The organism is Lysobacter enzymogenes (genome assembly GCF_017168095.1).
Classification (GTDB): domain Bacteria; phylum Pseudomonadota; class Gammaproteobacteria; order Xanthomonadales; family Xanthomonadaceae; genus Lysobacter; species Lysobacter enzymogenes_D.
On record NZ_LXSD01000367.1, the window covers coordinates 10911 to 23676 of the forward strand.

At 70.1% G+C, this 12766-nt stretch carries 10 protein-coding genes; 4 read left to right on the plus strand and 6 right to left on the minus strand.

The features are described 5' to 3' along the window. Positions 1-559: 559 nt before the first annotated feature. The 4 genes from A7A76_RS14690 to A7A76_RS14705 are packed head-to-tail and all read right to left on the minus strand — an operon-like array spanning position 560 to position 5191. Positions 560-1312 (minus strand): phosphoadenylyl-sulfate reductase, encoded by a 753-nt coding sequence (locus tag A7A76_RS14690; RefSeq protein WP_206411880.1) that lies wholly within the window; start codon positions 1310-1312, stop codon positions 560-562. After that, on the minus strand, positions 1309-3048 hold the full coding sequence (cysI, locus tag A7A76_RS14695) for an assimilatory sulfite reductase (NADPH) hemoprotein subunit (RefSeq protein ID WP_206411881.1): 1740 nt from the start codon (positions 3046-3048) through the stop codon (positions 1309-1311). The genes A7A76_RS14690 and cysI overlap by 4 nt, the downstream gene beginning before the upstream one ends. Then, positions 3045-3320: a hypothetical protein gene (locus A7A76_RS14700; protein WP_206411882.1), complete on the minus strand. Its 276-nt coding sequence runs from the start codon at positions 3318-3320 to the stop codon at positions 3045-3047. The genes cysI and A7A76_RS14700 overlap by 4 nt, the downstream gene beginning before the upstream one ends. After that, a complete protein-coding gene (locus tag A7A76_RS14705; protein ID WP_206411883.1) occupies positions 3320-5191 on the minus strand; it encodes an assimilatory sulfite reductase (NADPH) flavoprotein subunit in 1872 nt (623 codons plus the stop codon). The genes A7A76_RS14700 and A7A76_RS14705 overlap by 1 nt, the downstream gene beginning before the upstream one ends. A gap of 440 nt (positions 5192-5631) precedes the next feature. Between A7A76_RS14705 and cysD the strand changes: the two genes are divergently transcribed. Next, positions 5632-6597 (plus strand): sulfate adenylyltransferase subunit CysD, encoded by a 966-nt coding sequence (cysD, locus tag A7A76_RS14710; protein WP_206411884.1) that lies wholly within the window; start codon positions 5632-5634, stop codon positions 6595-6597. Beyond that, positions 6597-8606, plus strand: coding sequence for a sulfate adenylyltransferase subunit CysN (gene cysN, locus A7A76_RS14715; RefSeq protein WP_206411885.1), 2010 nt, complete (start codon positions 6597-6599; stop codon positions 8604-8606). Before cysD ends, cysN begins: the two co-directional genes overlap by 1 nt. Before the next feature lie 240 nt (positions 8607-8846). Here the strand turns inward: cysN and A7A76_RS14720 are convergent, their stop codons facing one another. Both A7A76_RS14720 and A7A76_RS14725 read right to left on the minus strand, forming a co-directional pair. Further along, positions 8847-9092, minus strand: a complete 246-nt coding sequence (locus A7A76_RS14720) for a GlsB/YeaQ/YmgE family stress response membrane protein (RefSeq protein WP_096379536.1) — start codon at positions 9090-9092, stop codon at positions 8847-8849. Positions 9093-9515: 423 nt separating this feature from the next. After that, positions 9516-11051 carry a M20 family metallopeptidase gene (locus tag A7A76_RS14725; protein ID WP_206411886.1) on the minus strand — a complete coding sequence of 512 codons (1536 nt, stop codon included), beginning with the start codon at positions 11049-11051 and terminating at the stop codon, positions 9516-9518. Between the two features lie 219 nt (positions 11052-11270). On the opposite strand from A7A76_RS14725, the gene A7A76_RS14730 reads away from it, so the two are divergent. Beyond that, positions 11271-11615 carry a ComEA family DNA-binding protein gene (locus A7A76_RS14730; protein WP_206411887.1) on the plus strand — a complete coding sequence of 115 codons (345 nt, stop codon included), beginning with the start codon at positions 11271-11273 and terminating at the stop codon, positions 11613-11615. Between the two features lie 413 nt (positions 11616-12028). Further along, a complete protein-coding gene (locus A7A76_RS14735; protein WP_206411888.1) occupies positions 12029-12646 on the plus strand; it encodes a HutD/Ves family protein in 618 nt (205 codons plus the stop codon). Positions 12647-12766 lie beyond the last annotated feature (120 nt).

Genomic DNA, 12766 nt, shown 5'->3' on the forward strand with positions numbered 1-12766 from the left:
CGACCGCGTACCATCCGCCCGCGCCGAAAGCTGCGTCGCAGTTGCGTTCCCGCGGTCGCGGCTTGCACCGCTCCTACAGGGGCTTCGGCGACAGCGCGAGTGGCCGCGAGGCGGAGCGTCGCTACGCGATCTACCTGTAGGAGCGGCGCAAGCCGCGACCGCGGACGATCCGCTCGCGCCGAAAGCTGCGTCGCAGTTGCGTTTGCGCGTTCGCGGCTCGCGCCGCTCCTACAGGGGCTTCGGCGACAGTGCGAATGGCTGCGAGCCGTAGCGCCGCTGCGCGATCTATCTGTAGGAGCGGCGCAAGCCGCGACCGCGGACGATCCGCTCGCGCCGAAAGTTGCGTCGCAGTTGCGTTTGCGCGGTCGCGGCTCGCGCCGCTCCTACAGTGGCTTCGGCGACAGCGCGAATGGCCGCGAGCCGCAGCGCCGCTGCGCGATCTACCTGTAGGAGCGGCGCAAGCCGCGACCGCGTACCATCCGCCCGCGCCGAAAGCTGCGTCGCAGTTGCGTTCCCGCGGTCGCGGCTCGCGCCGCTCCTACAGGGGCTTGAGTCGCACTTACGCCGCTTGGTTTTCCTGCGCGGGTTCGCTGTCGAAATGCAGGCCGCATTCGCGCTTGAGGCCGAAGAAGCGGGTGTCTTCCTCGCGCATGCCCGGCTCCAGCCGGCGGGTGGTGTGCACGTCGCCGATCGATACGTAGCCGTCGTGCCACAGCGGGTGGTAGGGCAAGTCGTGCGCCTGCAGGTACTGCCACACGTCGCGGTCGCTCCAGTCGGCCAGCGGGTGCAGCTTCCAGCGGCCGTCCTTGATCTGCAGGAAATCCAGGTTGGCGCGGCTGCCGGACTGGCTGCGGCGCAGGCCGGCGATCCAGGTGCGCACGCCCAGCTCGGCGAGCGCGCGCTGCATCGGTTCGACCTTGCGCATGCGGTTGTAGCGCTCGATCCCTTCCAGCCCCTGTTCCCACAGCTTGCCGAAGCGCGCTTCCATCCAGGCCACGCCGATCTGCGGGCGGTACACCTTCAGGTTCAGCGACAGGCGCTCGCCGAGTTCGTCGATGAAGCGGTAGGTCTCGGGAAACAGATAGCCGGTATCGATCACGATCACCGGAGTCCGCGGCGCCTGCCGGGTCACCATGTGCAGCGACACCGCCGATTGCGCGCCGAAGCTCGACGACAGCGCGTGCTCGCCGGCGGTGTTCTCCAACGCCCACGCCACCCGCTGCTCGGCGCTTTGGGTGCCCAGCCAGGCGTTGAGTTCGGCCAGCGCGCGCGGGGATTCGGCGGCGGTGACGGGATCGGTCGGGGCGCTCATGCGTGTGCCTCTGCGACGAGGGCGATGGGGATGCCGGTGGGCGTGGGATAGGGAATGCTGACGACCTGGCTGCGCACCAGGTAATCGCCGAAGCCTTCGTCGCCTTCGCGCTGCGCGGCGTAGGCGCCGAACAACGGATCCAGCGCCGCGGCGATCTCGGCTTCGCCGATGTTCTCGCGGTACAGCGTGTTCAAGCGCTGGCCGCGATGGTCGGCGCCGAGCATCAGGTTGTAGCGGCCCGGCGCCTTGCCGACCAGGGCGATCTCGCCCAGGTACGGGCGCGAGCAACCGTTCGGGCAGCCGCTGATGCGCAGGTTGATCGAGGCGTCGGGGATCGCGTGGCGCTGCAGCAGCCGTTCGACCTCGGCGACGAAATCGGGCAGGTAACGCTCGGCCTCGGCCATCGCCAGCGCGCAGGTCGGCAGCGCCACGCAGGCCAGCGCGTTGCGCCGCACCGGGCTGGCGCTGCGGTAGCCGTCCAGGCCGTGCTCGGCGACCAGCGCGTCCACACGCTCGCGCAGCGCCGCGGGCACGCCGGCGACGGTCAGGTTCTGGTTCGGGGTCATGCGGAACTGCGAACCTTCGGCGTCGAGCAGCAGCTGCGCGATCTCGCGCAGGCCGCTGAGGTGGGTCAGCGTCTCGCCGCGGCCGTCGAGCGCGCCGTCGACGATGCGGCCGGCCGGAATGCGCAGGGTCAGGTGCGCGCGGCCGTCGTCGCCGTCGACCCAGCCGAAGCGGTCGCCGTTGTGGCGGAAGGCGAACGGACGCGCCGGAAGGAGAGTGAAACCGGCGCGCCGTTCGACTTCCGACTTGAACCAGTCCAGGCCGCGGTCGTCGATGGTGTACTTGAGCCGCGCGCGCTTGCGCACCTGGCGATTGCCGAAATCGCGCTGCGCGGTGACCACCGCCACGCCGACCGGGATCACCTGGTCCGGGGCGACGAAGCCGATCACGTCGCCGACGCGCGGATAGGTTTCCGCATCGCCGTGGGTCGCGCCCATGCCGCCGCCGACGGTGACGTTGTAGCCCTGCAATTCGCCGTTTTCGATGATGGCGATGTAGCCCAGATCCTGGGCGAACACATCGACGTCGTTGTACGGCGGGATCGCGAAGCCGATCTTGAACTTGCGCGGCAGGTAGGCCTGGCCGTAGACCGGCTCGTCCTCGCTGCCGCTGCCGGCCACGCGCTCCTCGTCGAGCCAGATTTCGTAATAGGCGCGAGTGTTCGGCAGCAGATGCTCCGACAGCGCCGCGGCCTGCGCGAACACCTGCGCGTGGCTGGCCGACACCAGCGGATTGGCCGCCACCGCGACGTTGCGGTTGACGTCGCCGCAGGCCGCCAGGGTGTCGATCAGCGCGGCGTTGATCGCCTGCATCGTCGGCTTGAGCTCGGTCTTGATCACGCCGTGGTACTGGAACGCCTGGCGCGTGGTGATGCGCAGGCCGCGCTCGGCGAAGCGGGTGGCGATGGAGTCGAGCTTGAGCCACTGCGCCGGCGCGACCACGCCGCCCGGAGTGCGGGTGCGGATCATGAAGCTGTAGGCCGGCTCCAGCTTGGCCACGCGGCGCTCTTCGCGCACGTCGCGGTCGTCCTGCTGGTAGCTGCCGTGGTACTTGATGAGGGTCTGGTCGTCCTCGTTGAGCGCGCCGGTCAGCGGGTTGGCCAGGCTTTCCAGCAGGCTGCCGCGCAGGCGCGCGCTGGCGCGCTTGATGTCTTCGACCGAATGCGCGCTCATGCCGGCGCTCCGGCGAACGCGGGCGCGGCCGGCGCCGCGAGTTGCAGCCCGAACGGAGCGCGTCGCGACGACGTCGGCGCGCTCTGAGCGGCGCGCTGGTGCGCGGCGGCGCGGACATCGCGCTCCATCCGGACTGCCGGGGCAATCGTTGCGGGCGCAAGGCCGAGCGTCCCGCGACGCTCAGTAGACGCCACAAAGCCCGCGCCGTCGTGCGACGTGCGGCGCGATTCGACAACGTAATGTTCCGACCAGCGGACAGCGACGGCGTACATCAGTAGACATCCCGGGCGTAGCGCCCTTGTTGTTGCAGATCGTTGAGATATTCCTCGGCGGCTTCCGCGCCGCGGCCGCCGTGCTCGGCGATCGCCGCCAGCAGCGCCGCGTGCACGTCCTTGGCCATGCGCGTGGCGTCGCCGCAGACGTACAGGTGGGCGCCGTTCTGCAGCCAGTCGTAGAGCTCGCGGCCGTGCTCGCGCAGGCGGTGCTGGACGTAGACCTTGTGCGCCTGGTCGCGCGAGAACGCCAGGTCCAGCCGGTGCAGCTGGCCGGACTTCAGCGCCGCCTGCCATTCGGTCTGGTAGAGGAAATCGGTGCGGAAATGCGGGTTGCCGAACAGCAACCAGTTGCGGCCCGAGGCGCCGTCGGCGGCGCGGTCCTGGACGAAGCCGCGGAACGGCGCGACGCCGGTGCCGGGGCCGATCATGACGATGTCGCGGCTGCCGTCGGCGGGCAGGCGGAAGCGCTCGTTGTGCTCGATGAACACCGGCAGGCGTTCGCCTTCCTCGGCGCTGGCGAGCTGGTGCGAAGCCGCGCCCCAGCGCGTGCCGAGTTCGTTGGCGTATTCGACGTGGGCCACGGTCAGGTGCGCTTCCTCGCCGACCGCCTTCTGGCTGGAGGCGATGGAATACAGGCGCGGGGTCAGCGGCCGCAGCGCGGCGACCAGTTCCTCGGCCGACCAGGCGCCGTCGAAGCGCTGCAGCAGGTCGATCACCTGGGTGCCGGCCAGCAACTGCGCCAGCGCGGCGGATTGGTCGGGCGCCAGCAGGCGATTGAGCTCGTCGCTGCGCGCGTGCGCCGCGTGGCTGGCCACGAACGGGCGCGCCAGCTTGGTCAGCTCGCGCTTCTCGCCGAGCCACTGGCGCAGCGGCAGGCTCTGGCCGGCGTGCGCGACCGCGGCGTCGCCGTCGAGCTGCAGGGTTTCCAGCACCGCCTGCACCAGCGCGGGCGGATTGCGCGGCCACAGGCCGAGCGCGTCGCCGGGCTGATAGTGCAGGCCGGAATCCTCCAGCGACAGCTCGATATGGCGGATGTCCTTGGCGGCGGCCACCGCGCCGCGCGCGCTGCTGGCGCGGGCGATCAGGCGGCGGTTGCCGATCAGCTCGGCGGCGAACGGCGCGTCGCGGTGATAGGTCGGCGCGGCCGGCGCGATCGGCCGCAGCGGCGTCACCGTGGCCAGGTGCGCGGCGGCCGGCTTCAGGGTTTCCCTGGCCTGGACCAGCGCCTGCTGCAGCCACGGGCCGGACACGGTTTCGATGTCCAGGTCGGCGTCGCCGCGGGCGAAGGCGCGGGTGGCGCCGAGTTCGGCCAGGCGCGCGTCGAGCCGGGCGCCGATCGCGCAGAACTGCGGATAGCTCGAATCGCCGAGGCCGAGCACGGCGTAGTGCACGCCCTTGAGCTGCGGCGCGCGCTTGCCGGCGATGAACTCGATCAGGCCGCGCGCATCGTCGGGCGGATCGCCGTCGCCCTGGGTGCTGACCACCAGGTACAGCAGGCGCTCGTTCTTGAGTTCGCGGGTCGGGTAGGCGTCGGCGCGCAGCAGGCGCACGCCCAGGCCGGCGGCCTCGGCCTGCGCGGCCAGTTGTTCGGCCAGGCGCTTGGCGTTGCCGGTCTGGCTGCCGTAGACCACGGTCAGGCGCTCGCCGCTGCGCGCTTCCGGCGCGGCCTCCGGGGCCAGGGCCGCGGCGATCGGCGTCGGCGTCAGGCCGGAGCGGGCCAGGCCGGCGGCGTAACCGGACAACCACCACAGGCTGTCGCGGTCCAGGCCGTCGGTGAGGCGGGCGAGCGAGTCCAGCCGGTCGGCCGGCAACGGCGCGGCGAGCAGGGCGGGGGCGGACGCGAGGGCGGACGGGGCGGCGGCAGGCACGGTGGCGGGTCTGCGTGTGGCTTTGGAGTCCGCAGGCTACGAGCGCGCGCCCGGCGCGCGGAAAGGATGCTCGGTTATTCGTTAATGCCTTGCGTTCATTTCTCCCCGAATCCGGGGGGATTTCTAATGCGATCCAAGGCGGCGCCCGCGGCCTGCCCCGTTTCGGGCCGGCGAGGGCGGCCGCAATGCGACCGGGTTGGCACTCCGGCGCGGCGCTGGGCGCGGCCGTATCCACGCGTCGGCCCGCGCCGTCGGGCACGGCCGGGCCCGCATCGGCGCCGCGTCGCCCGGCGCAACCGGCGCGACAGACCGCAAACATTGTGATTCCATGGACATCGGGCCGCCGCGCTGGCGTCCATGGAGTCGGATCCTCATTCGCAGGCCGGGCGCCGCCGCGTCGCTCCGCCGTATCAGGAACGCGGCGAGCGAGCCCCTTTGCGATGACTGCGTCACCCGTACCGAGCGCTGCCTTCGACTCCGTCTCCGACCCCGCCGCGCCGCTGGCCCGGGCGCTGAGCCACCTCGACCGGCTCGAAGCCGAGAGCATCCACATCCTGCGCGAGGTCGCCGCCGAGTTCCGCAACCCGGTGATGCTCTATTCCATCGGCAAGGACAGTTCGGTGCTGCTGCACCTGCTGCTCAAGGCGTTCTATCCGGCGCGCCCGCCGATCCCGCTGCTGCACGTGGACACCGGCTGGAAGTTCCGCGAGATGATCGCCTTCCGCGACCGCCGCGCCGCCGAAACCGGCGTCGACCTGCGCGTGCACATGAACCCCGACGGCCTGGCCCAGGGCATCGGCCCGGTCAGCCACGGCGCGGCCGTGCACACCGACGTGATGAAGACCCAGGCGCTCAAGCAGGCGCTGGACTGGAACAAGTTCGACGCCGCGATCGGCGGCGCGCGCCGCGACGAGGAAAAATCGCGGGCCAAGGAACGCATCTTCTCGTTCCGCAATCCGCAGCACCGCTGGGACCCGAAGAACCAGCGCCCCGAGCTGTGGAACCTCTACAACACCCGCATCCACGCCGGCGAGAGCGTGCGCGTGTTCCCGATCTCGAACTGGACCGAGCTCGACGTGTGGCTGTACATCTACCGCGAGCGCATCCCGGTGCCGTCGCTGTACTTCGCCGCAAAGCGCCCGGTGGTCGAGCGCGACGGCGCGCTGCTGATGGTCGACGACGAGCGCCTGCCGCTGCGCGCGGGCGAAACCCCGCAGCTGCGCAACGTGCGCTTCCGCACCCTGGGCTGCTATCCGCTGACCGGCGCGATCGAGTCCGACGCCGACACGCTGGAAAAGATCATCGCCGAGATGCTGGTCGCCACCACGTCCGAACGCCAGGGCCGCATGATCGACCACGATCCGTCCGCCTCGATGGAGCGCAAGAAGCAGGAGGGCTACTTCTGATGAGCGCGGATATCGGGATTCTGGATTCGGGATCGGCCAAGGCGGAACGTAGCGAGGCGGACGACGGGCTGCGCAGGGACGGGGTCGGCAAAAGCGGCGGCAGCGTGGTCGCGCTGAATTCCGAAGCGCGGCTTGCGCATTCGGCCGGCGACGCCGTCGCCGATTATTTGAAGCAGCACGAAAGCAAGAGCCTGCTGCGCTTCATCACCTGCGGCAGCGTCGACGACGGCAAGAGCACCCTGATCGGGCGGCTGCTGCACGACACCCAGCGCCTGTTCGAAGACCAGCTGGCGGCGCTGGACGCCGACAGCCGGCGCCACGGCACGCGCAACGGCGAGATCGACTTCGCCCTGCTGGTCGACGGCCTCGCCGCCGAGCGCGAGCAGGGCATCACCATCGACGTGGCCTACCGCTACTTCGGCACCGAGCGGCGCAAGTTCATCGTCGCCGACTGCCCCGGCCACGAGCAGTACACCCGCAACATGGCCACCGGCGCGTCCACCGCGGACCTCGCCGTGGTGCTGGTCGACGCGCGCAAGGGCCTGCTGACCCAGACCCGCCGCCACAGCTACATCGTCTCGCTGCTCGGCATCCGTCACGTGGTGCTGGCGGTCAACAAGATGGATCTGGTCGATTTCGATCAGGCCGTGTTCGAGCGCATCGTCGGCGAATACCGCGAACTGGCGGCCAAGCTCGGCATCGAGCACGTGCAGGCGGTGCCGCTGTCGGCGCTCAACGGCGACAACCTCACCGCGCGCTCGGCGGCCACGCCGTGGTATCGCGGGCCGAGCGTGCTCGAACATCTGGAAACGGTCGACGTCGGCCGCGACGCCGCCGAGCTGGGCCTGCGCCTGCCGGTGCAGTGGGTCAATCGCCCGCACCAGGATTTCCGCGGTTTCGCCGGCACGATCTCCGCCGGCCGCGTGCGCCCCGGCGACGAGATCGTCGCCCTGCCGTCGGGCCGGCGCTCGCGCGTGCAGCGCATCGTCACCGCCGACGGCGACCTGGCGCAGGCGACGGCGGGGCAGGCGGTGACGCTGACCCTGGCCGACGAACTCGACATCAGCCGCGGCGACGTGATCGCCGGCGCCGCGCAGCCGGCGCAGGTGGCCGACCAGTTCGCCGTGCACCTGCTGTGGATGGACGCCCAGCCGCTGCTGCCCGGCCGTTCCTATTGGCTCAAGATCGGCGCGCGCACGGTCACCGCCAGCATCACCGAGATCAAGCACAAGATCGACGTCAACACCCAGGCGCAGTTGGCCGCGCGCCGGCTCGAACTCAACGAAGTGGCCTGGTGCAATCTCGGCCTGGACCAGCCGATCGCGTTCGAGGCCTATCGCGACAACCGCGAGCTCGGCAGCTTCGTCCTGATCGACCGCCAGACCAACGCCACCGTCGCCGCCGGCACGCTCGACTTCGCCCTGCGCCGGGCCGAGAACATCCACTGGCAGCCGGTCGACGTCGACAAGGCCGCGCGCGCCCAGGCCAAGCGGCAGACGCCGCGCTGCGTGTGGTTCACCGGCCTGTCGGGCTCGGGCAAGTCGACCATCGCCAACCTGGTCGACAAGCAACTGCACGCGCTCGGCCACCACACCTTCATCCTCGACGGCGACAACGTCCGCCACGGCTTGAACAAGGACCTGGGATTCACCGACGCCGACCGGGTCGAGAACATCCGCCGCGTCGCCGAAGTGGCCAAGCTGATGACCGACGCCGGCCTGATCGTGCTGGTGAGCTTCATCTCGCCGTTCCGCGCCGAGCGCGAACTCGCGCGCGAACTGTTCGGCGCCGGAGAATTCGTCGAAGTGTTCGTCGACACGCCGCTGCAGGAAGCCGAGCGCCGCGACGTCAAGGGCCTGTACGCGAAGGCGCGCGCCGGCAAGATTCCCAACTTCACCGGCATCGACTCGCCCTACGAGGCCCCGGAATCGCCGGAGCTGCATCTGGCGACGCTGGAAGCCGATCCGCAGACGCTGGCCCAGCGCGTGGTCGACTTCCTGCGCGGTTGACGCTCCATCGTGGCTTTGGGCTCGCGTCGCGACCTGCCGTTGCGCGGTCGCGGCTCGCGCCGCTCCTACAATCGCTCCGCCCAGCCGCACGAGCCCCCTGTGGGAGCGGCGCAAGCCGCGACCGCGCCAATGCGACTACGACGAACCTGGCAACCGCCGGTCCTCGTCGAAACGCCGCCCAAAAAACGAACGCCCCGGCACAGACCGGGGCGTTCGCGCATACGACAAGAAAGTCGGGCGTCAGCTCTTCGCCGACTTGCTGCGAATGAACTCGTACAGGAACAACAGCACGATCGCGCAGACCACAGAAACGATCAGGCCGATGAAGCCGCCACCGCCATACACCAGGCTGCCGACATAAGCGCCGGCGATGCCGAGCAGGATGGTCAGGATCCAGCCCATCGGATCGGCGCCGGGTTTGAAGAAACGCGCGAGGATGCCGATGACCGCGCCGATGATGATCGTGGAAATGATGCCGCCGAACATGGCCTGCCTCCTCGAAGGAATGGAGCGCACCGGGATGGAGTGCGCAGGGATCATGTGAGCGCCGGCGTCGCCGCCGCGTGAGGGCGTCGCGGGTGGATTGGGCGGCGGTTAAGCCGGTGCCGCCGGACTGGAAGCGCGCCGCCTGCGTGGTGTTCTCGCCTGCGCGCGCAATCGGTCGTGCGCTTTCCGCGCGGGCGAGACGCAGCCGATCCTGGCTGCGTCGCACCGCCGCTGCGCGCGGCGTCCGCGCAGCGCGAGGCCCGCTCGCGCAAGCTTCGCGCCTCCCAGGGCATCGCCGTCGGCTTGCGCTGGCCGCGGCGTCGTCGAAGCCGTTCGCTGCCGCCGCCGCCGCCGCGGACGCGGACAAAGAAAAAGCGGGCCGATCGGCCCGCTTTCTCGCGCATCCACCGCCCGCGGCGAGCGTCAGCAGCAGCCGTGGCCGCCGTGGCGATCGCCGCTATCGGCGACGACCGCCGCGCCGGTGGTCTCGCCGCGCTGGCTGGCCTGGTGATGCTCGGCCACCACCCGCGCCACGCACGCGGTGACGCGCTTGCCCATCGGGATATGCAGGAACTCGTTCGGGCCGTGCGCGTTGGAATGCGGGCCCAGCACGCCGGTGATCATGAACTGCGCGCCCGGGAACTTCTCGCCGAGCATGCCCATGAACGGAATCGAGCCGCCTTCGCCCATGTACATCGCCGGCTGGCCGAAGAACTCGCGGCTCGAGGCGTCGATGGCCTTGGACAGCCACGACGACATCGCCGGCGCGTTCCAGCCGCTGGACGACTTCTCCAGCTCCAGCGACACCTGCGCGCCGTTGGGCGGATCGCGCAGCAGCACTTCCTTGAGCAGCTCGCCGGCGCGCTTGCCGTCCAGCGTCGGCGGCAGGCGCAGCGACAGCTTCACCGAGGTGTAAGGACGCAGCACGTTGCCGGCCGAAGCCAGCGGCGGCATGCCGTCCACGCCGGTCACCGACAGCGCCGGGCGCCAGGTGCGGTTGAGCACCAGCTCCGACAGGTCGTCGGCCATCGGCTTCATGTTCGGCAGGAACGGGAACTTGTCGTAGACCGCGTTGCCGAGCACCTTGGCGGCCTGGCGCGCCTGCTCGATGCGCTCTTCGGGCACGTCCACGTACAGGCCTTCGATCAGGATCTTGCCGCTGGTCTCGTCCTCCAGGCGCGAGAGCAGCTGGCGCAGCAGGCGGAAGCTCGACGGCACCACGCCGGAGGCGTCGCCCGAATGCACGCCTTCGCTGAGCACCTTGACCGTGAAGTTGCCGCCGGCCAGGCCGCGCAGCGAGGTCGTGCACCACAGCTGCTCGTAGTTGCCGCAGCCCGAGTCCAGGCACACCACCAGCGAGGGCTTGCCGATGCGCTCGGCGAGGTGGTCGACGTAGGCCGGCAGGTCGTAGCTGCCCGATTCCTCGCAGGCCTCGATCAGGATCACGCAGCGCGAGTGCGGGATCTGCTGGTCCTGCAGGGCCAGGATCGCCGCCAGCGAACCGAAGATCGCATAGCCGTCGTCGGCGCCGCCGCGGCCGAACAGCTTGTCGCCCTTGATTACCGGCTTCCACGGGCCGAGGTCGTCGTCCCAGCCGGTCATCTCCGGCTGCTTGTCGAGGTGGCCGTAGAGCAGCACGCAATCCTCGTCGCGTGCTTGTGCCGATGCCGGGGCATCGGCGGCGCCGTGCGCGGACGTGCCTGCGAAAGCGGGAATATCGATGAAGATCAACGGCGTGCGGCCTTCCAGGCGGACCACCTCGACCTGCATGCCGGGAATCGACTGGGCCTTGGCCCACGACTCCATCAGCCTGACCGCGTCGTCCATGTAGCCGTGCGCGACCCAGTCGGCGTCGAACATCGGCGACTTGTTGGGAATGCGGATGTATTCGACCAATTGCGGGACGATTTCGTCGTCCCACTTCTGACCGACGTAGCGGTCGACCTTGCTGGCGTCCATGAACGGGGCCTCGGAGCTGGGGAAGGCGGCCATTTTACGCCGGCCGGGGCGTGTAGGACTTTTCCTACCCTGCGCTGCGGTTCCGCCCGACTTCGCCGGGGCGCAAGCGGCGATAACCTGTGCCCGTCGAGACATGGAGACTGTCTCCACCGGCGGACAAGGAACCAAGGAAGCAACGTCCTCCGGACTGGAAAGGAATCCAATCTCAAGGAGCTCAACATGAAGTCGTTTGCCCTCATCGCCAAGTCGCTGATGCTGTCGCTGGTCCTCGCCGGCAGCGCCTACGCCTCGGAGAAGGTCAATATCAACAGCGCCGATGCGGCCACGCTGGACCGCGTGCTGCTCAACATCGGGGCGTCCAAGGCAGAAGCGATCGTCGCTTACCGCAAGGCCAACGGGGCCTTCCGCAGCGTCGAGCAGCTGGCCCTGGTCAAGGGGATCGGTCTGAAGACGGTAGAAAAGAACCGCGACCGTATCGTGGTGGGTGGGGCGCCGGCGCAAGGCGGCCGTCCGACCAACACCGCCGGCGCCATCGCGGCGCCGCGCGCCGCCAGCAAGCGCTGAACTCGCCTGCCGGCACCGTAAGGATGCGGAGCCGGTAGCTGATCGGGCAAGGAGGCCCGAAGGATTCGGGGGGAGGTCCCTGGACACGGAAGTACGCTGCCCCGCCGCGGAAGGATCCGCGGCGGGGCACACCCAACCGAAGTTACGCAGCTCCGCCGTCGCACCCCGAAGCGACAACACCCCAAGCCGTCCCTGACGCCGTACTACGGGACCCCCCCTGTAGGAGCGGCGCAAGCCGCGACCGCGCCTCCTCAACTCCGGCGCCACCTCCATCGCGCGCAGCCCCTCCCGCGTTTCCCGCTCCAAGCTCCCAGTCCGCCCCGGCCCATACCCTCGGCGGCCGCCCGCGCCCCCCGCTTGGGCCACCCCTCCAGACCCACTAGACTGGCCCCTCCATTCAGCCAGTCGCCCCCATGCCCGACCGTCCCTCCTGGTGCATCCCCGCCAACGAGTACCGCCGCGAGCGCTGGCGCAACCAGTTCGGCTGGACCCGCGAGATCGTGCGCATGCGCCGCGAAGCCGGCCGCGACCGCCCCGCCGCGGGCGAGGAAGAGTGGGACTGGCGCCTGTCGATCGCCGAAATCGAAAGCGACGCCCCGTTCTCGGCCTTTCCGGGCATCGACCGCGAACTGGTCCTGCTCAGCGGCAACGGCCTGCGCCTGCGCTTCGACGACGGCGAGGCCTTCGAACTGCGCCCGCCGCACGACAAGCTGCGCTTCGCCGGCGAACGCACGGTCAGCGGCGAGCTGATCGACGGCCCGACCCACGACTTCAACCTGATGTGGCGCCGCGACCGCGTCCGCGCCGAGCTCTGGCACCGCCCGCTGGTCGGCCCGATGGTGCTGTTCGCCGAACCCGGGCAGAGCTGGGCCGTGCACCTGCTCGCCGGTCAGGCCCACTTCGCCGACGGCTCCGGGCTGGCGCCATTGCAGGCCGGCGACACCGCGATCCTGGCTGCGGGCGAGGAACGCCTGCGCCACGTGCTGGAAGGCGGCGGTGAGGTGCTGCTGGTGCGCGTCGGCGAGGCTTGAGGGAGGGAGCCTTCGTAGCGATCGGGACGCCTCGCAGTCGCGGCTCGCGCTGCTCCCACAGGTAGCCGTCGCGGGTTTCGTTTCCGACTGTAGGAGCTGCGCGAGCTGCGACCGCGACAG

What these genes read in the sequence shown, in the direction of transcription:
- A7A76_RS14690 (WP_206411880.1), bottom strand. Translation starts at nt 1,312, where the DNA reads ATGAGCGCCCCGACCGATCCCGTCACCGCCGCCGAATCCCCGCGCGCG.
- cysI (WP_206411881.1), bottom strand. Translation starts at nt 3,048, where the DNA reads ATGAGCGCGCATTCGGTCGAAGACATCAAGCGCGCCAGCGCGCGCCTG.
- A7A76_RS14700 (WP_206411882.1), bottom strand. Translation starts at nt 3,320, where the DNA reads ATGTACGCCGTCGCTGTCCGCTGGTCGGAACATTACGTTGTCGAATCG.
- cysD (WP_206411884.1), top strand. Translation starts at nt 5,632, where the DNA reads ATGACTGCGTCACCCGTACCGAGCGCTGCCTTCGACTCCGTCTCCGAC.
- cysN (WP_206411885.1), top strand. Translation starts at nt 6,597, where the DNA reads ATGAGCGCGGATATCGGGATTCTGGATTCGGGATCGGCCAAGGCGGAA.
- A7A76_RS14720 (WP_096379536.1), bottom strand. Translation starts at nt 9,092, where the DNA reads ATGTTCGGCGGCATCATTTCCACGATCATCATCGGCGCGGTCATCGGC.
- A7A76_RS14725 (WP_206411886.1), bottom strand. Translation starts at nt 11,051, where the DNA reads ATGGACGCCAGCAAGGTCGACCGCTACGTCGGTCAGAAGTGGGACGAC.
- A7A76_RS14730 (WP_206411887.1), top strand. Translation starts at nt 11,271, where the DNA reads ATGAAGTCGTTTGCCCTCATCGCCAAGTCGCTGATGCTGTCGCTGGTC.
- A7A76_RS14735 (WP_206411888.1), top strand. Translation starts at nt 12,029, where the DNA reads ATGCCCGACCGTCCCTCCTGGTGCATCCCCGCCAACGAGTACCGCCGC.